Source organism: Flavobacterium quisquiliarum (genome assembly GCF_019308285.1).
GTDB lineage: Bacteria > Bacteroidota > Bacteroidia > Flavobacteriales > Flavobacteriaceae > Flavobacterium > Flavobacterium quisquiliarum.
The window spans coordinates 38,438-57,728 of sequence record NZ_WWEM01000035.1 but is presented as its reverse complement, the minus strand read 5'-3'; the positions used below and the strand labels follow the sequence as shown (position 1 = coordinate 57,728).

The 19,291-nt window shown below is 31.5% G+C and carries 19 protein-coding genes; 7 read left to right on the top strand and 12 right to left on the bottom strand.

Annotation, left to right across the window (positions count from 1 at the left end; all coding sequences use genetic code 11):
- Position 1: 1 nt before the first annotated feature.
- The 7 genes from GSY47_RS17565 to GSY47_RS17535 form a co-directional block, all read right to left on the bottom strand.
- Complete coding sequence (locus GSY47_RS17565; protein WP_179002554.1) at positions 2-2,770, bottom strand: TonB-dependent receptor; 2,769 nt, start codon at positions 2,768-2,770, stop codon at positions 2-4.
- Between the two features lie 37 nt (positions 2,771-2,807).
- Positions 2,808-3,533, bottom strand: coding sequence for a hypothetical protein (locus tag GSY47_RS17560; protein WP_179002553.1), 726 nt, complete (start codon positions 3,531-3,533; stop codon positions 2,808-2,810).
- 188 nt (positions 3,534-3,721) lie between these two features.
- On the bottom strand, positions 3,722-3,973 hold the full coding sequence (locus tag GSY47_RS17555; RefSeq protein ID WP_091493962.1) for a hypothetical protein: 252 nt from the start codon (positions 3,971-3,973) through the stop codon (positions 3,722-3,724).
- 197 nt (positions 3,974-4,170) lie between these two features.
- Positions 4,171-4,917, bottom strand: a complete 747-nt coding sequence (locus GSY47_RS17550) for a LytR/AlgR family response regulator transcription factor (protein ID WP_179002552.1) — start codon at positions 4,915-4,917, stop codon at positions 4,171-4,173.
- The gene (locus tag GSY47_RS17545) at positions 4,910-6,451 is read right to left on the bottom strand and encodes a tetratricopeptide repeat-containing sensor histidine kinase (protein WP_246611349.1); all 1,542 of its coding nucleotides are present in this window, start codon (positions 6,449-6,451) and stop codon (positions 4,910-4,912) included. Before GSY47_RS17545 ends, GSY47_RS17550 begins: the two co-directional genes overlap by 8 nt.
- A 196-nt stretch (positions 6,452-6,647) precedes the next feature.
- Positions 6,648-7,070 carry a hypothetical protein gene (locus GSY47_RS17540; RefSeq protein WP_179002550.1) on the bottom strand — a complete coding sequence of 141 codons (423 nt, stop codon included), beginning with the start codon at positions 7,068-7,070 and terminating at the stop codon, positions 6,648-6,650.
- Positions 7,071-7,290: 220 nt separating this feature from the next.
- Entirely contained in the window at positions 7,291-8,253 is a 963-nt protein-coding gene (locus tag GSY47_RS17535; RefSeq protein ID WP_179002549.1) for a hypothetical protein, read from the bottom strand.
- A 105-nt stretch (positions 8,254-8,358) separates the two neighbouring features.
- Between GSY47_RS17535 and GSY47_RS17530 the strand changes: the two genes are divergently transcribed.
- Positions 8,359-9,435 carry a fatty acid desaturase family protein gene (locus GSY47_RS17530; protein ID WP_179002548.1) on the top strand — a complete coding sequence of 359 codons (1,077 nt, stop codon included), beginning with the start codon at positions 8,359-8,361 and terminating at the stop codon, positions 9,433-9,435.
- A 73-nt stretch (positions 9,436-9,508) separates the two neighbouring features.
- Here the strand turns inward: GSY47_RS17530 and GSY47_RS17525 are convergent, their stop codons facing one another.
- From GSY47_RS17525 to GSY47_RS17505, 5 genes are all read right to left on the bottom strand, one after another.
- Positions 9,509-11,644: a polyribonucleotide nucleotidyltransferase gene (locus GSY47_RS17525; protein WP_179002547.1), complete on the bottom strand. Its 2,136-nt coding sequence runs from the start codon at positions 11,642-11,644 to the stop codon at positions 9,509-9,511.
- A gap of 169 nt (positions 11,645-11,813) precedes the next feature.
- On the bottom strand, positions 11,814-12,080 hold the full coding sequence (gene rpsO / locus GSY47_RS17520) for a 30S ribosomal protein S15 (RefSeq protein WP_007804772.1): 267 nt from the start codon (positions 12,078-12,080) through the stop codon (positions 11,814-11,816).
- Positions 12,081-12,245: 165 nt separating this feature from the next.
- On the bottom strand, positions 12,246-13,190 hold the full coding sequence (locus GSY47_RS17515) for an energy transducer TonB (RefSeq protein WP_179002546.1): 945 nt from the start codon (positions 13,188-13,190) through the stop codon (positions 12,246-12,248).
- A gap of 91 nt (positions 13,191-13,281) precedes the next feature.
- The gene (locus tag GSY47_RS17510) at positions 13,282-13,977 is read right to left on the bottom strand and encodes a toxin-antitoxin system YwqK family antitoxin (RefSeq protein WP_179002545.1); all 696 of its coding nucleotides are present in this window, start codon (positions 13,975-13,977) and stop codon (positions 13,282-13,284) included.
- 33 nt (positions 13,978-14,010) lie between these two features.
- Positions 14,011-14,466, bottom strand: a complete 456-nt coding sequence (locus tag GSY47_RS17505) for a GAF domain-containing protein (protein WP_091493940.1) — start codon at positions 14,464-14,466, stop codon at positions 14,011-14,013.
- A 71-nt stretch (positions 14,467-14,537) separates the two neighbouring features.
- Between GSY47_RS17505 and xrtF the strand changes: the two genes are divergently transcribed.
- From xrtF to GSY47_RS17475, 6 genes are all read left to right on the top strand, one after another.
- Complete coding sequence (xrtF, locus tag GSY47_RS17500; RefSeq protein ID WP_179002544.1) at positions 14,538-15,074, top strand: exosortase family protein XrtF; 537 nt, start codon at positions 14,538-14,540, stop codon at positions 15,072-15,074.
- Complete coding sequence (locus GSY47_RS17495; protein WP_179002543.1) at positions 15,064-15,510, top strand: exosortase F system-associated membrane protein; 447 nt, start codon at positions 15,064-15,066, stop codon at positions 15,508-15,510. The genes xrtF and GSY47_RS17495 overlap by 11 nt, the downstream gene beginning before the upstream one ends.
- A gap of 47 nt (positions 15,511-15,557) precedes the next feature.
- On the top strand, positions 15,558-15,956 hold the full coding sequence (locus tag GSY47_RS17490; RefSeq protein ID WP_179002542.1) for an HYC_CC_PP family protein: 399 nt from the start codon (positions 15,558-15,560) through the stop codon (positions 15,954-15,956).
- A 119-nt stretch (positions 15,957-16,075) separates the two neighbouring features.
- Positions 16,076-18,082 (top strand): TonB-dependent receptor plug domain-containing protein, encoded by a 2,007-nt coding sequence (locus GSY47_RS17485; protein WP_179002541.1) that lies wholly within the window; start codon positions 16,076-16,078, stop codon positions 18,080-18,082.
- Between the two features lie 25 nt (positions 18,083-18,107).
- Positions 18,108-18,449, top strand: a complete 342-nt coding sequence (locus GSY47_RS17480) for a heavy-metal-associated domain-containing protein (RefSeq protein ID WP_219071494.1) — start codon at positions 18,108-18,110, stop codon at positions 18,447-18,449.
- Between the two features lie 134 nt (positions 18,450-18,583).
- Complete coding sequence (locus GSY47_RS17475) at positions 18,584-19,264, top strand: DedA family protein (RefSeq protein ID WP_179002539.1); 681 nt, start codon at positions 18,584-18,586, stop codon at positions 19,262-19,264.
- The last annotated feature ends 27 nt before the right edge of the window (positions 19,265-19,291 follow it).

Genomic DNA, 19,291 nt, shown 5'->3' with positions numbered 1-19,291 from the left:
TCTAAAATTTGAAATTGTAAGTAATCGTTGGTACAGGAACACTAAAAATAGAGGTTTGATAAGCTTGTACTTTTCCTTGTTTAGTAACAAAGAATACAGAATATGGATTGTTTCTTCCTAAAACATTATACACTGAAATATTCCAGAAACTATGTGCCAGTTTTTTAATTTTATGATTTCCTTCGATGTTAATACCAATATCTAATCTATAATAATCTGGAATTCTAAATTTATTTCTATCACTGTAAAGAGTATATTCAGCACCGCCATAATTGTATTGTCCAATTGGATACGTTATTGGACGTCCTGTCTGGTAAATAAAATTGGCTGAAAAACTATAACGATGTGTAAATTTATAATTTAAAACGGTACTGAAGTCATGAGGCTTGTCAAAGTTTGTAGGGAAATAATCGCCATTATTTACTTTTTCTTCACTAAATTGACTGTCTAATTTTATGAATGCTCTAGAATAAGTATATCCAATCCATCCATTTAATCTTCCTTCCATCTTTTTAATCAAGAATTCTACTCCGTAAGATTTTCCTTCACCTTGTAATAATTCTGTTTCTAAATTTTCGTTTAGGAGTAAGTTTGCGCCCACTTTATAATCTAGGATATTATTAGATTTTTTATAGTAACCTTCAACGCTTAATTCTAAGTTTTTATAGTCTGTCTTCTTAAACAATCCTAAAGAAAACTGCTGTCCGCTTTGAGGTTTTACATTTAAGTCAGATAATTTCCATGTGTCGGTTGGCGATTGAGTGGTGTTGTTTGATAATAAATGGATATACTGAAAGGTTTTGTCGTAACCTGCTTTTATGGAAAAAGTTTCGTCGAACAAATAGCGAACACCAATTCTAGGTTCAAAACCAGTATAGGTTTTAATTGCTTCGTTATTTCCATACGTTTTTTCTTCGACAACAGTTGAAGGATTCTTAGGAAGCCCGTCTTCATAAATTTTTTGTGTTGACGGACCTAATGCAGAATAAGCAGAAAAACGTGCGCCATAATCTAACAGCAATTTATCTGTAATTTTAAAATTGTCCGAAAGAAATAGAGCCGATTCTAATCCTTTTTCTTTTTGGATATGAGTTTCCATAAGTAAAGAATTTGGATCTTTTGGCTTTAAATCACCGGGATTTACATTGTATAATTTGCTCGAAATTCCATAAACAAACTTATGCTTGTCATTAAAGTTATAATTGAATTTTAATGCAGCTTGCGTTTCGGTTATTTTGTATCCGAAATCAAATGCATTTGAATTATTAGAATCGTAGTCAATATTGAATTTATATTCGCTGTTGGTAACGTTAAGTTCTCCGTTGTGTTTTTCATTAAACGAATGTTTCCATTTTAAAGAAACCATTCTGTTACTGTATTTATACAATGAATCTGATGTAATACTATAAGCGTCTTTGCTGTAATACGCAGTTCCTTCTATAGAATTTTTAGCATTTATCTTATGTGTATATCTAGCAAATAAATCATAAAAAGAAGCTTGGCTTTTCTTTAGTTTTTCGTCATCCAACGTTTTTAAGATCCAATCAGAATAAGTGGCTCTTCCTCCAACCAATAAACTTGATTTTCCTTTTACAACTGGTGTAGAAAAAGTCAAATTGCTGGTAACGGGACCAATACCTCCTTCGCCTGTAAATTTATCGACATTTCCATTTTTGGATGTTATGTCAAAAACAGAAGATAATCTTCCTCCAAATTCAGGCGGAATACCTCCTTTGTAAATATCTACTTTGTTTACCGTGTAAGGATTTATGGCAGAGAAAAAACCAAAAAAGTGACTTGGATTATAAATAGTACCATTGTCAAGAAGGATTAAGTTTTGATCTTCTTTTCCACCTCGAACGTTAAATCCTGCAGAACCTTCTCCAGCTGTTTTTACTCCTGGAATAGTAAGGGCAACCTTTAAAATATCTCTTTCTCCTAAAATTACTGGAATATTTTTTATTCCTTCTGCTTCGATGGTTGTAACTCCAGTGATAGCAGTCCTGATGTTTTGCGATGCTTTACTGTTTACTACGACTTCATCAAGCTGATTTAATTTTTCAGTAAGGAATAAATCTAACTTTCCGTCACTATAAACCATAACCTTTCTTGTTATATTTTGATAGATTATCGATTCAATATCAATAATATTGACTTCTGTAGGAACTTTTAGGAAATAATAACCTTCAGCATTTGTTACAGTACTGATAGCAGTATTTCTAACTTTTACATTGATGTCTGCCAGCGGTGCACCAGTTTTTATATCTTTTAGATAACCAGATAATGTATATATACCAGTATTGGCTACATTAGATTCTTTACCAACTAATACAATATTATTATTGTCTTTAGAGCCAGATTTTTTGACAGAATCAAACTGCCCAAAAAACACTGGATTTGCAGATTTTACGGGTTTATTGGCAGTGCTTTGATTATTAGTTTCATAATCAGGGAAACTGTCGTAAATAATACTATTTTTGGTAAGTACTATTTTGTTTTTGTCAATAAAGAAATTTAAGTCTGTATCATCAAGTATTTTGGATACTATTTCAGAAATTGTTTTATTAACGTAATTTCCCGATATCAATACATTGTTTTCAAACCAGGCATCCTGATAGTAAATTTTGTATTTAGAAATGGTTTCAATTTTTTGTAAAGCAGCGGTTCTGCTGATATTATTGAATTCAATACTGATCTCTGAATTTTTGTCTTGAGAAAATGCTAACTGACTAAAAATCAATAAAATTATTGTGGTGATTAATGACCTCATTATTTTGGCTGTTATCGGGGGAGAGTAAAGTATTTTTTTAGATGCTGTTGATGTATCTCATTAAGTTTTCCATGAACTTGCTTTCATTTTCACTTTTCAGATTTCTATTCATGAGATAAAAGTCATTAATCTTGCTTTTTTCATTAGGAAATATTTTAATAAGCTCACTTTTAGAATTTATTAAATTGTATTTCCCATTAATAAACAGCACAAATTGATTTTTGTAATAATAATCGATAAAAGTTTCTGTGCCTTTAATTATTTCCTTTTTGTCTTTGTAGTGTTTTATATAAAAGATAAAGTTTTCACCAATTAGGTTTTCTTCATAATAACCGCTTCGGAAGTTTAGCGGAAACTGTTTGTCCAGATTTAAATTGACAAATTTTCTATCATATACCTTAAAATATTGGACGTTTTCTTTTATAAGATTGATTTCGAAGAGTCCTTCACCTTCAGATTTTAATATCAGTTCGTCTTTGTAAATATCATATTTAAGGTTGACATCAAAATATTCTTGATTTTCATAACCAAGATTGGCATGAGAGAATTTGTCAGAGATGTAGTATCTATCGACAGTGCCAAGAAGTTTGTCAAAATTGGTATGGAACTTACCATTATTGATTGGTAAGTTTTCTTTTTTTACTGTATTGTCGAACCAGTTAAAAGCTAATGTTTTATTGCTTGATTGGCTATAAATATTGTAAATATTGAAGAATATGGCAAAGAAAAGTATTTCTACTAGCTTTTTTTTAGGATTTTTCAAAGGATTGTTGGGTATTTAGTATGTTTTGGTACTGGCAAAAATATTAAAAAAATGTTATGAATTTTACTAATAAATGTTAAAATGTAATAAAATTTCTATTTTTGTTAAAAAAGTAAAAAATCCTAGTTCATAATTTGAATTAGGATTTTTTCTATATGGTTTTTGTACAAGAATAATGTTGGTAACATTCAATCATAAAATTCATCTGTACGATCTAAAATTTCATCAAATATTTTCTTTAAAGATCTAAGATATATAGGGAAAAATATAGCTAGTAAAATGTACTCCATTCTAAAAACGGTAACATTATCTAGTATTTTGTATAAACTTGGAATTATAATAGCTAATGAAACTGCAACGCCAATCCAAGGATTACTAATTATTTTTTTTAGAAGGGGTAGGACTTTCATTTCTGGTTGTTTTATTATTGCTGTTTTCATTGATAGTGTTTTGATTTTGATAAGTCAAAAATAATTTTGATTTAAGTTTTTTATCTTGAAAATGTCATGAAACCCATTTTTTATGTCATGAAATATGAGAACCGATTAGTATTTTAAAGTTTTTCTTTCAAATAAAAAAAATCCCCTTTGTTTAAAGGGGATTCAGTTCAAATAGAAATATTTTTGAAATCTTGAAATTAAGATAAGATGTTCATGTTTTTTATAAAGTCTTTGTAAGTGTCGCTTAAATTTATTCGATGATTTCCTTTCAAGATAATAAGATTATCAGCGGGAAAAATCTCTTCGATTTTAGCCGAATTTACAATAGTATTGCGATGCGTTTTTATGAATTTGCTTTTATCAAGCAGTTCGCTGATTTTTGTCAACGAAATCAAGATTACAAATTTTTCTTTCTCCGTAATAATATTGCAGTAACGTTCTTCGACTTCGATATAAAGAATGTCTTCTAAAGCTACTTTTTTTAGGGAGTTCTTCTTTTTTATAAATAAAGAATCATTGCTGATAACCGTATTTTGTTCTTCGCTGAGAAATACATTCGTTTGTTCGTAAAACTTTTCCACAGCCATTTCTATGGCATATAAAATTTCCAGTTCATTAAAAGGTTTCATTAAAAAACTGAATGGTTTAGTCAATTTTGCTCTTTCAAAAATCTGGCGATCGTTAGAACTGGTTAAAAATACAAATGGTTTTGATGCGTTAGGAATAATGTTTATAGATTCGGCAAACGTTATTCCGTCTGGTTTTCCGTCAAGAAACACATCAATAATTATGATGTCAACAGCTGCTTCATAAAATAGCTTTAATGCATCTGTAAAATTACGTGCAACTCCTGCAATATTATAGTTATTATCAAGCAATACCTTTATAAGTGCATCACTTTGATCTGGAGTATCTTCTATAATTAAAACATTGATGTTATCCATTTTGTTTCATTTTAGGGAAAGTTACGATTATTTTAGTTCCCTTGTTGAGTTCGCTTTCTATTTTAAATGTACCGTTGTTTTTTTTAATCATTTGTTTGCATAATTGTAAACCCAAACCAGTTCCAATAATTTCTGAATCACTTTTTTTGGTTAATAGTTCGCCTTCCTGAAGCAGTTCATTAATTGTGTTTTGGTTCATTCCAATTCCAGTGTCTTCCATAATGATCTCGCAAAAATCAGAATCGATTTCATTTGTAGAAAAGGTAATTGTTCCATTTTGTTTTGAAAACTTTATGGCATTGTCTAATAGATTTCTAAATACAATTTTGAATGAATCAAGATCGACAAACAAAAAGATATTTTTAGAAACCGAATTCTCAAACGTTATGGATTTGTCTAATAAAAATGGTTTATAATTGAATTCGATTTGCTGTATTATCGAATATAAATGAATCGATTCTTTATGAAAATAGAGTTGTTTGGTTTGCAGTAAAGCCCAATGCAATAAATTATCCAGTAAACTATAAGCGCCATTTGCAATAATGCTGTTTTGGGCAATCAATTGATTTAATTGATCATAATTTTTGCTTTCTAATGTTGCGGATAATTTAGAGTTGCTCGTTTTTAAGGCATTAACCGAAGAACGTAAATCGTGACTTACAATCGAGAATAATTGATCTTTTGTGGCATTCAGCTCATCTAATTTATTTTTCTGGTGTAATATGATTTTACTATTCTTTACTTTTTGTGCGTATAAATAAACACCGCCAGTTAAAAGCAGTAAAAGACCAATTGCAGAGAAAAATAAAAAGTTACGCTGGGTGTTTTTTAGTTTATTTTCAACCTGTAAAACTTTAATTTCCTTTTGCTTTTGTGTTACAGCAAATTTCTTTTCGTAGTCTGCCACTGCCCAGATTTTGTTTTGATTGTTTAAAGAATCAGTCCACTTATCTGCTTCTTTTCTATACTCTAGAGCTTTTTTGTAATTCTTTGCATTTTCTTCAACCGCAGACATATTTTCGGCAGCCATTATTTTCTTTCCTAAATCATTTACATTTTTTGATAATAAATAAGCTTTTCGGAAATAGGGTATAGCTTGGTTGTCTTTATATTGAACATAATATAAGTTAGCTAAAGAATTATAGGCACTTAGAAGTTCTCTGTCATTTTTTTCTTTTTCCTTTATTGTTTCATTTTTGATTAAATAATCCTCGGCTTTATCATACTTTTCTAAAAAGAAATAAGTAATTCCTAAACCTTCGTAAGTTTTTGATAGACTACGAATTTGATTAGAAATTTCAGGAAGAGAAAGAGCCGTGTTATAATAATTTTTAGCTTTTTCAAATTCTCTTAATTCTAAAGATATGGTGCCTAAGAGAATTGTGCTTTGAAGATGCAAGGCAAATTTATTAGAAACTTGTAATAATTCTTTTCGTGCTTCCTTATAGAGTTTTTTTTGCAGAAAAGAAGATCCTCTGAAAAAATGAGCATAATCGTTTAATTCTTTATTTTTTGAAACACTTAATTGTTTCATAGAATAAATGAGTGTAGAATCCCAATCTTTTTTTAAGTAAAAAGATTGAGATTTTACAAAGTTTATCTCTTTTTTAAACTCTAAGGCTTTTTTAGTAAGGAGTTTTTGTTCAGTATTATCATCCGTTTGAGAAAAAAGAAGACTAGGAGTTTGTATAATAAAATAAAATAAAAATATAAGAATTTTATTATTCATTTTAAGGCAGCTCAGTTCGTGTTCCTCTTGAAGTCTCAGGATCCAGGTTTACCATGTAAGATTCAATCAAAGTTATGTTTTGTACGGTGTCTGAAGTATAATCTAGTTCTACATACCATACATCGCAAGTTTCTGGTGTTTCCATAGAGAAATCATAATCATAATTGATTGTAAGCACATTATCTTTCTCAGTCGGAGGTTCTACAACTGGTGCATCAGGAATTTCAGAGTTCATGTAAAGTGTAGCTCTTACTTTAAGAGTCAATGGTCCGCCTTCTGGAGTGTAAAATTTTGCAGAAATTAATGGAGCGGCAGGGTAAGTAACCTCGCCAGGACTTAAAAAAGTAAATACTTCGGTGTTGATTTTAGTAGTTTGAATTGTTGGGTAAGGAACAAATGGAAGTTCTTTCGAAGAATCACACATTGGAGAGTTTTTTTTAATGGATTAGTAATAATTGTTTTTTGGTGTGTTAAAGATATTTTTTTTCTTTAAATAATTTAACATAAAAATGCTCTTTTTAGACTGTTACGATAATTTTTTATTGCAAATTGATTTAGAAAAGCTTTTAAAAAAACAAGTCTAAAAAACAAGAAAAAACAGAATCTCTAATTCAAAGAGATGAATTGATTTCAAGCATCATTACTTAAAAAAACAAATCTACTTGAGAATTAATCTTTTCCATGTAATAATCTACTTTGCGAATAGCACGATTAAAGAAAAGATTTTGTTCTTTAATTCCTGATTGGCCAAGAGGTTTGGAGTTTGTAATTTGCTGTTTAAAAAATTGATGTACATTTTTACAGCTTTCTTCGTTATTGGTAATGAAGTATCCTAAAAGTGTGTAAGGAACAAACATGGTCAGTTTCTCCTCGGTTTCAATAAGCATATTATTGTTTAATAAAATAAGCTCATTGTAATAAACAGAAAAATTATTATCTGGATTATTGCATTTTTCTTGTATGAGGTCAATAATCCTCTTTAGATCTACACAAAGAGCGTTTGCACTTTTTAAACTCAAAAGGCCAGCCTCATAAAAATACAGAATCTGTTGTAAACTGCTGTTTATGGTGGTATCATTCCATACTTCGTTTACAATCGTGTTTTCGTAGATTTTTTTCAGCTTTTGCATGTATTCTGTAAAGGATTCATCGATTACAAAATTTTCAAATGCTACTTTCTTCTGATTAGAATTTAAAAGATTCAGCCAGACAAAAGCTTTAAATTTTGATAAAATTGTTCCGTCCATAAAGTAAAACAACGGAATGTCTTTTGCGGAATAAAATAATTTAGTTTTCTTGTTTTTTGTTAACGTTTCAATGTTTTCAGCAGAGGATTTGAAATACTGAAGCATATCTTTTAAATTTTCAATTTCAATTGTTTTTTCAACAATCACCTTTTCATTATTAGAAAATAAATTATCTAATGAAATGTTATAATGACCGGCCAGTTTGACTGTCTCGTCTATCGAAAACTTACTTTTCCCTGAAATTCGTCGGTACGAAGCATCGTAGCTGATTTCTAAAACACCTGCAACTTCGTCAATTAAAGAAATTGACTGCGGGATCTTTTGTTTAATTGCTTTTAAAAATAACTCTTGCGATTTCATGTTTTGCGATAATCACAAATTTAAGAAAAAAATTTATTGGTTTGCGCAAATTCAACCGCGATAAATGCAATAGGTTTGCCTTGTAATTTTAAAAAGACACTTTTTATGAAAGCTAAATATTTCAATAAATCGGAAGAAGAAAAACTCTTTTTTTCTACATTAAAACAACGAGTTCATGAAGAACTTCAGGGTAAAATTATTTCTTATGGAGATACCAGATTTTGGTTTAAAGGATTGTTTTGGACATTTGTTTGTTATTTATCATATCTTACACTTTTTTCGGATTCTATAAGTAAAATGAGCTTTTGGCTGTTGTATGTTGTTTTTCAGTTGTCAGGGCTGTTAATAGGATTTAGTTTTGGTCATGATGCTTCACATAATACTGCTTTCAAAAATAAAAAAGCAAATTCAGTTCTGCATTTCTTTAGTTTTCTCACTGTAGGGATCGATCCGTTGCTTTGGGGATTAAGACACATTCGTTCGCATCATTTATATGCAAATGTAGAAGGAAGTGATGTAGATATTGATAAGAATCCTTTCTTGAGATTGGGCCCGACACATCCGTGGAAACCCATGCATAAATACCAAGTCTATTATGCACCTTTTGTTTATATGTTTACTTTATTGCATTCTGTTTTTATGAGTGATTGGATGTATTTGTTTTCAAATGAATATGATTGGATGAAGCGAGGTGTTCCAAAGATGGAATTATATCTTAGATTTCTGTTGTATAAAATATTTTATTTTACTCTGGTTTTGATTCTTCCTGTTTTGTTTTCTCATTTTGAATGGAGTTTTGTTGTCATGAGTTACTTTACTGCGAGTGCTTTCACGTCAATGGTTTTTATTATAATGTTAGTAGGGACACATTTTTTTGATGGTGCAGATTATCCCGAACCCGAAGGAGAGTTTTTAGAACATACTTGGGCAGTTCATCAGCTTCATACTAGCTGTGATTGGAATGCAGATAAAGGCTGGGCTAGATTTTTAAGTGGAGGTTCAAATTGTCATGCGGCGCATCATCTTTTTCCTAATATATGTCATACGAATTACAGTGAAATAAATAATATAATTGAAGAAACTACAAAAGAATACAAGCAACCCTATCATCATAAAACTTTATTAGAAATGATGTTTTCGCACTTTAGACATTTACATAAAATGGGAAATCCAGAAGTGTAAAAACTTAAAAACCCCAATTCAAATTTTGAATTGGGGTTTTCTATGAATAAACCTTTAGTAAACTAAGATCTGATTACTCTTTTTTCTCCTCACGTGGAGGTCTTGGAACAAGTGCTTTTTTAGACACTTTTTCTTTTTTAGTTTTAGGGTCAACTCCTAAGTATTTCACTTGGAAAACATCTCCCATTTTAACTACGTCAGCTACATTTTCTGTACGCTCCCAAGCCAATTCAGATACGTGAAGTAATACTTCGTTTCCTGGTGCGGCAGTATATTCAACTACAGCTCCAAAATCTAACATTTTGATTACTTTTACTTCGTAAGCTTCTCCCATTTGAGGTTTGAAAGTTAAAGCATCAATTTTAGCCAATACTGTCTTGATACCTTCTGGGTCAGTTCCTAAGATTTCAACAACTCCTTGTTCATCAACTTCGTTGATTACGATAGTTGTTCCAGTAGCTTTTTGTAATTCCTGAATTACTTTTCCACCAGGTCCAATTAAAGCTCCAATAAAGTTTCCAGGAATAGTTCTGGTAATGATTTTTGGTGCATGAGCTTTTACGTCAGCTCTTGGAGCAGCGATTGTCTCAGTTAATTTTCCTAAAATGTGTAAACGTCCATCACGAGCTTGAGCCAAAGCTTGCTCCATAATGTCATAACGTAAACCATCAATTTTGATATCCATTTGACAAGCAGTGATACCATCAGCAGTTCCAGTTACTTTAAAGTCCATATCTCCTAAGTGATCTTCATCTCCTAAGATATCAGACAATACAGCAAATTTCTCTCCGTCAGTAATCAATCCCATAGCGATACCAGAAACTGGTTTCACCATTTGAACTCCAGCATCCATTAAAGCCATTGTTCCAGCACAAACTGTTGCCATAGAAGAAGAACCATTAGATTCTAAAACCTCAGAAACAACACGAATTGTATAAGGACAATCAGCAGGAATCATATTTTTTAACGCTCTTTGAGCTAAGTTACCGTGACCAACTTCTCTTCTTGAAGTTCCTCTTAATGGTTTTGCTTCACCAGTAGAGAAAGGAGGGAAGTTATAGTGTAAGTAGAATTTCTCTTCACCTTGTTCAGATGGAGAATCGATTTGGTTTGCTTCTCTAGAGGTTCCTAAAGTTACAGTTGCTAAAGCCTGAGTTTCTCCACGAGTAAATAAAGATGAACCGTGAACTCTTGGTAAATAATCAGTTTCACACCAGATTGGTCTGATGTCTGTAGTTTTTCTACCATCTAAACGAACACCTAATTCTAAGACTACGTTACGAACAGCTTCTTTGTTTGTTTTGTAGAAATATTTGGAAACTAAATCACCGTCAGCAGCTAATTCTTCTTCAGTAAACAAAGCTTTAACTTCTTCTTTTACTTCAGCAAATGCAGCGCCTCTTTCGTGTTTAGCTGAACCAACTTTTGCAATAGCATAGATTTTATCGTATGCTGCAGCTTTTACTTTTGCGTAAATTTCTTCGTTTTCTCTCTCTCCTTCGTAAGTACGGATTTCTTTTTTGCCAAAAGCTTCCTGTAAACGATATTGAGCTTGAATTTGAACTTTGATAGCCTCGTGAGCAAATTTAATTGCTTCGATCATTTCAGCTTCTGAAATTTCTTTCATCTCACCTTCAACCATTGCTACAGAATCCATAGAAGCTCCAATCATCATATCGATGTCTGATTTTTCTAATTCTTCTCTGCTTGGGTTGATTACTAATTTTCCGTCGATACGTGCAACACGTACTTCAGAAATTAAGTTGTAAAATGGAATATCTGAAACGGCTAATGCTGCAGAAGCCGCTAAACCAGCTAAAGCATCTGGCATAACAGTTTCGTCATGAGACATTAATTGAATCATAACTTGTGTTTCAGCATGGTAATCGTCTGGGAAAAGCGGACGCAATACACGGTCTACTAATCTCATTGTCAATACTTCACTGTCGCTTGGACGTGCTTCTCTCTTAAAGAAACCTCCTGGGAAACGACCTGCTGCTGCGAATTTTTCGCGGTAATCTACCGTTAATGGTAAAAAATCAACGCCTGGATTTGATGTGCGAGCCGAAACTGCTGTTGCAAGAATCATCGTGTCGCCCATTCTAACTACTACAGAACCGTCAGCTTGTTTCGCTAAACGTCCTGTCTCGATTGTGATGCTTCTGCCATCACCTAAATCGATTTTTTCTACAAATAATTGTGGAATCATAAATTTTTTCCTTTTGATTATACAATGGGTTTTAGTTGTGTTGTAGTTGTTGTTGTGTGTAGTTGTTGTTATCTAAAACCCAATGAAAAACCAAACTTTTTTTCTTGTAATATTATGCGTGTAATGTAAAAACAAAAAGAGGCACTTTCGCACCTCTTTTCTATATTGATTATTTTCTGATATTCAATACTTTGATAATCTCACGATATCTGTTGATCTCTTTCTTTTTCAAGTAATCCAACAAAGCTCTTCTTTTACCTACTAATAGTACAAGAGAACGCTCAGTGTTGTAATCGTGACGATTTTTTTTCAAGTGTTCAGTTAAGTGAGAAATTCTGTAAGTGAACAATGCGATTTGACCTTCTGCGCTTCCAGTGTTTGTTGCACCACCGTGTTGTGCGAAGATTTCTTCTTTCTTTTCTTTAGTTAAATACATTCCAATATTATTTAATGATTTTTATGTATGTCATACAACTCTTGTAAGACGGGTGCAAAATTAGATTAAAAAAACAAAAGAATCAAACAAAAATAAAAGAATCTTAAAATAGATCTATAGAAAATTCTATTTTAATGATTTGAAGGTGTTTTTTAAGCTAAAATTTTATTTTGACATTATGGTTATTGGCAGTTTGTAAAGAGCTCTTACAGGAATACCTCTGTTCTTTCCTGGATTCCATTTTTTAGCTTCTTTAATCAACTGTATTGCATTTTCATCAATGCCATAACCAACGCCTTTTATTATTTTTGGTTCTACTAGATTTCCTTCTTCATCTACTATAAAGGTCATGTATATTTTTCCAGAAACTTTTCTGGCTTCAAAAGGAATGCGCATTGACTTCCCGATATAACTGTAGAATGAATTTATTCCATTCTTAGGACTTGGTTGAAGGTATTTGGTACTGTAGGAATGTTTTATGTTTAGAGAATCCGTGGTAATTCCAGAAACCAATTTCCCATTTTTATAAATTTCAATGAAACTTGATTTTCTTCTAAAATCACTTCCTTTCCATGTGCCTTCTGGTTCGCCGTCTTTTATTTCCCCGGCTTCTTCACTGTTTTTGCTTTTATAGGAGTAATAGCCATTTCCATCTGTTATAATTTGTTCTTTTTCAGGATTCCAAAAGTTATTTAATTTACCCTCAACGTTGCCTTTTTCATCTTCTGGATAGTATACCTCAGATTTCATATTTCCATTTTCGTACCAGTTATATTCTTTTCCTGATTTTTTTGAATTGACGTAGTTTACAGTGTATTTTTTATTTCCATTTTCATAGTAAGAGACTGCTTGGCCTTCAGGTTTCATAATATCTCTGTCTGTTGTAGTAGCAATGAATTTTATTTTTCCAGATTTGTAATAGTCCTTATAGGCATAAGTCTTTTTATCAGAGTAGTATTCTTCGATAAGTCTGGTGTATTTATAATCTTCTTGGGTACTTGGCACCCACATTGAATCTAAATAAATTAGCTTATTAGCAGTTACAGCATCTTGTGAAAATGCTTTTGTAGATAGTAAAGCTAAAAATAAAATACGTAAAATTTGTTTCATAAGGATTGGAAATAAAATCACGCCAAAGTAATATTTTTAATACAAATCAACAAAAGATTGAGGTCAATAAATCAAAAAAAATCTAAGGCGGTTATTTTGACTTTGAAGCCCTTTTACCACTCTGTTTTTCGCCTAAAGAAGAATAAGAAGTTTTTACATTATTAGCATCGATGCTTTCTCCAGAAATTAAGATGCCTTTCTCATAATTATCGGTAAACGAAATATTCTTAGAAGAATCATTTCCCTGCCACATTCCTTGTTTTAAGCCATTTTTTATTTCTCCTTTTTGATTTACAAATCCATCGGTTTCTTCATATTCGCCATTTCCGTCAGTTACAGTTTGCGTTTTGTCTTCCTTCCAGCAATTAAGAATCAGGGTTTGAGATTTTTTTGTTTTTGGATCCCAAGAATTCTGTTTCTCCGTTTTTTTACTTTGGTTTTCGTACCAATTAATTTCTTTGCCGGATTTATGATCGTCAACGTAATTTATAACCGATTCTTTGGCTCCATTTTTATAATAACAAATAAACTCTCCATCTTTTTTCAGGATGTCTCTATCCAAAGTAGCACCAGTCATCTTCTTTCTTCCATTTTTGTAGAAATCAGTGATTACATATCTTGTGCTTTTTTGAGAATAGTTGGTAATTACTCTTGTATAGCTAAAGTCTGGAGAAGTGGTTTCACGATTTAATGAGTCAAGAAAAATCTTTTTCGAGACCATATTAATTTGTGCCGATAAATGAGCTGAAATTATAAAGAAGAATAATATAAAGGTGCATTTTTTCATTCAAAGCTATTTTCTCTAATAAAAATAGAACTTCTAGAATAATTTAGCAACCTCTTGATTTACAAATTCTAAAAATCTTTCGTCAGCTTCTGTAAATGGATCAATAACATGACTGTCGATATCGATTTGTCCTATATTAATTCCATTAACAAAAAGCGGTACTACAATTTCAGATTTAACAGTCAAACTGCAGGCAATATAATTGTCTTGAGCTTTTACATCAGGCACTACAAAGTTGGCATTGCTTTCTGCAACTTGTCCGCAGATTCCTTTTCCGAAAGGAATAACTGTGTGGTCCGTTTCTGCACCTACGTATGGACCTAAATGAAGTGTTTTGTTTTCGTGATTCGCAAAATAGAAACCTACCCAATTATAGTATTCTATATTTTCGTTTAATAGTTGGCAGACAGCTAATAGTTTCTCATCTCTAACTTTATTGTTATCAGATACTATAGCGCTTATTTTTGGTTGTAATTCTTGAAATGTCATGATTTGAAAATTTTATACAAAAGTATTTAAAGCTAAACTCAAAAAATACATAAATTTGAAAAAAAAATCTCTTGAAGAAATATTTAGTCCAGTTTAAGCCGTTTTTAATTTTCGTAGGGATCTTTTTCTTGACGTATATTGTCCTGACGTTGCTTTATAAATTCTATTTGAATAGTTTTGAAGTAAATGACCTTGATGGTATAACAGTACTTTGCGGTAAGAATACTGAGCAGTTGTTGAGGTTTCTTAATTATGATGTTGTCATTCAGAAAAGTGCTCAAAACCCTTGGATGCGAATCGTATTAAATGGACGCCAATTAGCACTTGTAACTGAAGGTTGTAATGCTGTAAGCGTGATGATTCTTTTCGTTTCTTTTGTGGCTGCTTTTTCAGGAAAGTTAAAACAGACTTTACTTTTTATATTCTTGGGAGTTTTGTCTATTTACATTTTGAATATCATTAGAATTGCCTTATTAACAGTTCTTTTGATTAATTTTCCAAAATATGAAGATCTACTTCATGAAATTGTATTTCCATTGATTATTTACGGATATGTTTTTGTTTTATGGATTTTCTGGATCAATAGATTTTCAAAATATGCTAGATAACTTAAAACAAAATAAGCTTCAAATTTTTATTGCAGTAATTGTAATATTATGTTTCGCGCTCATTAGGAGTTTCGAAACGAAATTGTTTTACGATCCTTTTTTGAATTATTTTAAAGATGATTTTAAAGATCTGCCTTATCCTAAATTCAACAGCCTGAAACTCTTTTTCGGACTTTTTTTTCGTTATTTTCTGAATTCTGCTTTGTCTCTTCTTTTGATTTATGTCTTATTTCAAAATCAGGATATTTTTAAATTCAGTTTAATCGTATACAGTTTTTTTATTGTATTGCTCTTAGTCGCCTTTTTTGTAATTCTGGAATATTTTCCAGATGCTAATTGGCTTCTTTTTTATGTCAGAAGATTTATAATTCAGCCTATTTTAGTGCTGTTATTTATTCCAGGATTTTATTATCAGTTGCAATCTTCAAAAAAATAACATTTATTTTGGTTTTTTTATCGGCAGTTTTTGAATAGTTTTGCAGTATGAATTTAAAAAAGTGCACAGGACTATTTTTAGCGTTCCTATTATTGGTTTCCAATATTGGGTTTGCTCTTGATGTGCACTATTGCGGCGGAAAAATCGCGTCTATTTCTTTAAATACAACTTCAAAACCAGTAGTCGAAAAAAAATGCTGCAGTTCTAAAGAAAAAGAGAATTCCTGCTGTAAAGACAAACACGTTCAGATTGAGAAAAAGTCAGATAACGCAACGCTTAAATTTTTCTTTTTTCAATTTGATTTTCCAGCAATTCAGCAAGATTACAAACCTTTAGTATTTTTAGAACTTCCAAGTTTTAAAAAGAAAGAAATACTTTCGTATTATGCTGATGCAAATGCGCCCCCCTTATTCAAATTATACCATCAGTATATTTTCTACTCCTGATTTTAATGTTAAGATATCGTACAAGTCTTGATTAAGGCTTTGTATGCGCATTTTGATTGATTTTGTTTTCGAACAAACATCAAAAAAGCAATTCTATTCAACATTAAAATCATTTTTTTATGCAAAAAAATATCATGCTTTTTATGGCATTTTTGCTTTCTGTTGCTGCTTTTTCGCAAGAAGATTTAGAGGAAGTAAAAATCAATAAAAAACAAAAAGGGATTAAAAAATCCTATACCTTAACAGCCAATACATCAGTTATTACCAGTAAAGAATTGCTTAAAGCAGCCTGCTGTAATCTGGCAGAAAGTTTTGAGACCAATCCATCGATTGATGTTAATTTTTCGGATGCTTTAACGGGAACTAAGCAAATTAAAATGCTTGGATTAACCAGTCCGTATTTAATGATTACAGAAGAAAATATTCCTTCTGTTCGCGGTGCTTCTCAAGCTTACGGACTATCCTTTACTCCTGGAACATGGATCGAAAGTGTTCAGATTACCAAAGGAGCAGGAAGTGTTATCAATGGTTACGAAAGTATTTCGGGTCAGATCAATACAGAACTTTTAAAACCATTAAACGATATTCCTTTCTTTTTGAATGCTTATGGTTCAACTGATTCCCGATTCGAATTAAATACGCATTTCAATAAAAAACTTTCTGATAAATGGGCAACAAGTTTATTTGTTCACGGAAATACGCGTGTAGCAAAAAACGATATGAATAATGACGGATTTTTGGATAATCCGTTAGGAAAGCAAATCAATGTTTTAAATCGTTACCAGTATTACAATCCAGAAAGCGGTTTGGTTAGTTTTATCAATTTCAGATATATGAATGATAAAAAACAAACAGGAGAAGTGGATTTTGATAAAGACCGTGATCGTGGGACGACAAATTATTGGGGTTCTGAAATCAATACAGAGCGTTTTGATGTTTCTACTAAAATAGGATATGTATTCAAAGACATGCCGTATCAAAGTATTGGCTTTCAAAATGCTTTTAACAGCCACAGACAAGATTCTTATTTTGGTTTGAATCTTTATGATATCAAACAGAATAGTTTTTATTCTAATTTGATTTTCAACTCGATTATCAACAATACAATGCACAAGTTTACAACGGGTTTAAACTTTACTTACGATCAGTATCAAGAGTTTGTAAATGTTGTGGATTACAGCAGAATTGATAATTCGGTTGGAGCATTTTTTGAGTATACTTATGACAACACAGACAATTTTAGTTTGATTTTAGGAGGAAGGGTAGACAATCATAACCGATTAGGTTTCTTTGTAACTCCAAGATTGCACATGAGATATAATCCGTGGAAAAATGGAGTTATTCGTTTCTCAGCAGGAAGAGGAAAACGTACAGCTAACATTTTTGCCGAAAACCAACAGCTTTTTGCAAGTTCTAGAACGTTCTCTATTTTAGATGCAAGCGGAAAAGTTTATGGTTTAAATCCTGAAATTGCTTGGAACTATGGAATTAGTTTTTCTCAGAAATTTAAAATTTTCAATAAAAATGCCGATGCAGGTTTCGACTTTTACAGAACTGATTTCCAAAATCAGGCGATTGTAGATGTAATGCAGAGTCCGCAACAGGTTTTATTTTATGATTTGAAAGGAAGTTCTTTTGCAAACAGTCTTCAAGTAGAATTTAATTACGAGTTGATTCATAATTTGAATTTGAGAACAGCTTATAAATATTACGACATTCAAACCGATTATTTGAGAGGTTCTTTCCAACGTCCGTTGCAGGCAAAACATCGTTTCTTAGGAAATCTGGAATACGAAACAACTTTAAGTGATGACAAACAATGGAGATTTGATTTTACGTATAACTGGTCAGGCAAACAGCAGTTGCCTTATACGGCTTCAAATCCTGCAGAAGATCAATTGCCTGATTTTTCGCCTGCTTATGCCATTATGAATGCACAAGTAACTCGTGTTTTTTCTTCTGTTTTTGAAGTGTATGTAGGAGGAGAAAATATTGGAAACTATAAGCAGAAAAAAGCAATTTTAGGAGCTGAAAATCCTTTTGGGCCTAATTTTGATGCTTCTATTGCATACGCACCAATTTTTGGACAAATGTATTATGCTGGGTTACGATTTAAAATTAAATAAACAATAACAATAAATAATAATTAAGATGAACAAATTACTTTTAATAGCAATGATTACTTTTTTTGGTTTTTCAGCGCAAGCTCAAGCTAAAAAGAACAAAAACTTAAAATATACTACAGAAGTAAACGGAAACTGCGAGCAGTGTAAAAAACGAATTGAGAAAGCAGCTTATGGTGTTCCTGGAGTAAAAATGGCTAGTTGGGATATTAGTTCTCATCAATTGTCGGTTATTTTGAACGAAGAGAAATCTTCTCCTTCAGATTTGAATAAGGCAGTTGCAAAAGCAGGTCATGATACTAAAGAAGTGAAAGCAACAACTGAGGATTATGATAATCTTCATAGCTGTTGCAAGTATGTGAGAGAATAATTATAACTAAAAGCCCAAACTTATGTTTGGGCTTTTTTTAATAGTTAATTTATGTTTAAAATACTGCATTTTATTGCGGTTGAGGTAAATTATTGTTACTTTCACAAACTTATAAAAATAACCAATCTCATTTTATGAATAATTTTGAATGGACTCAGTTACTAAACCCTGAATTTTATATTACTTTAAGCGTCGGAGGTTTTCAAATTGGGTTGTTTATTGTGCTGTTTATAGTATTTGCTGAAACAGGACTTTTTGCGGGTTTTTTTCTGCCTGGAGACAGTTTGCTTTTCTTAGCCGGTATTTATAGCCGTGATTTAATTGAGAACGTTGTACATATTCCAAATGATTTTATAAATGTATTTTTACTTGCCACTGCAGTAGCGATAATGGGAGTTTTAGGAAATATGACGGGTTATTGGTTTGGAGCCAAAAGCGGTTATTATTTATTTAAAAAAGAAGATACTTTTTGGTTTAAGAAAAAATACCTGCTTCAGTCAAAAGATTTCTTTGAGAAGTACGGTGGAAAGGCAATCATTTACGCTCGTTTTCTTCCTATTTTTAGAACATTCGCTCCAATAGTTGCTGGAATTGTTTCGATGGATAAAAAGAAGTTTATGTTTTATAATATTTTAAGTTCTTTTCTTTGGTCATTTATCTTAATCTTTGCAGGTCATTATTTATACGGTGTCTTCTTGAAACAAGGAATAGATTTGAAAAAACACATAGAATATATCATTATAATCATCATTGTAATATCAACGTTCCCAGTCCTATTAAAGCTTTTAAAAAAGAGACCAAACGAACAGATATAATCAAATAAAAGAAACAAAAAAATCCGA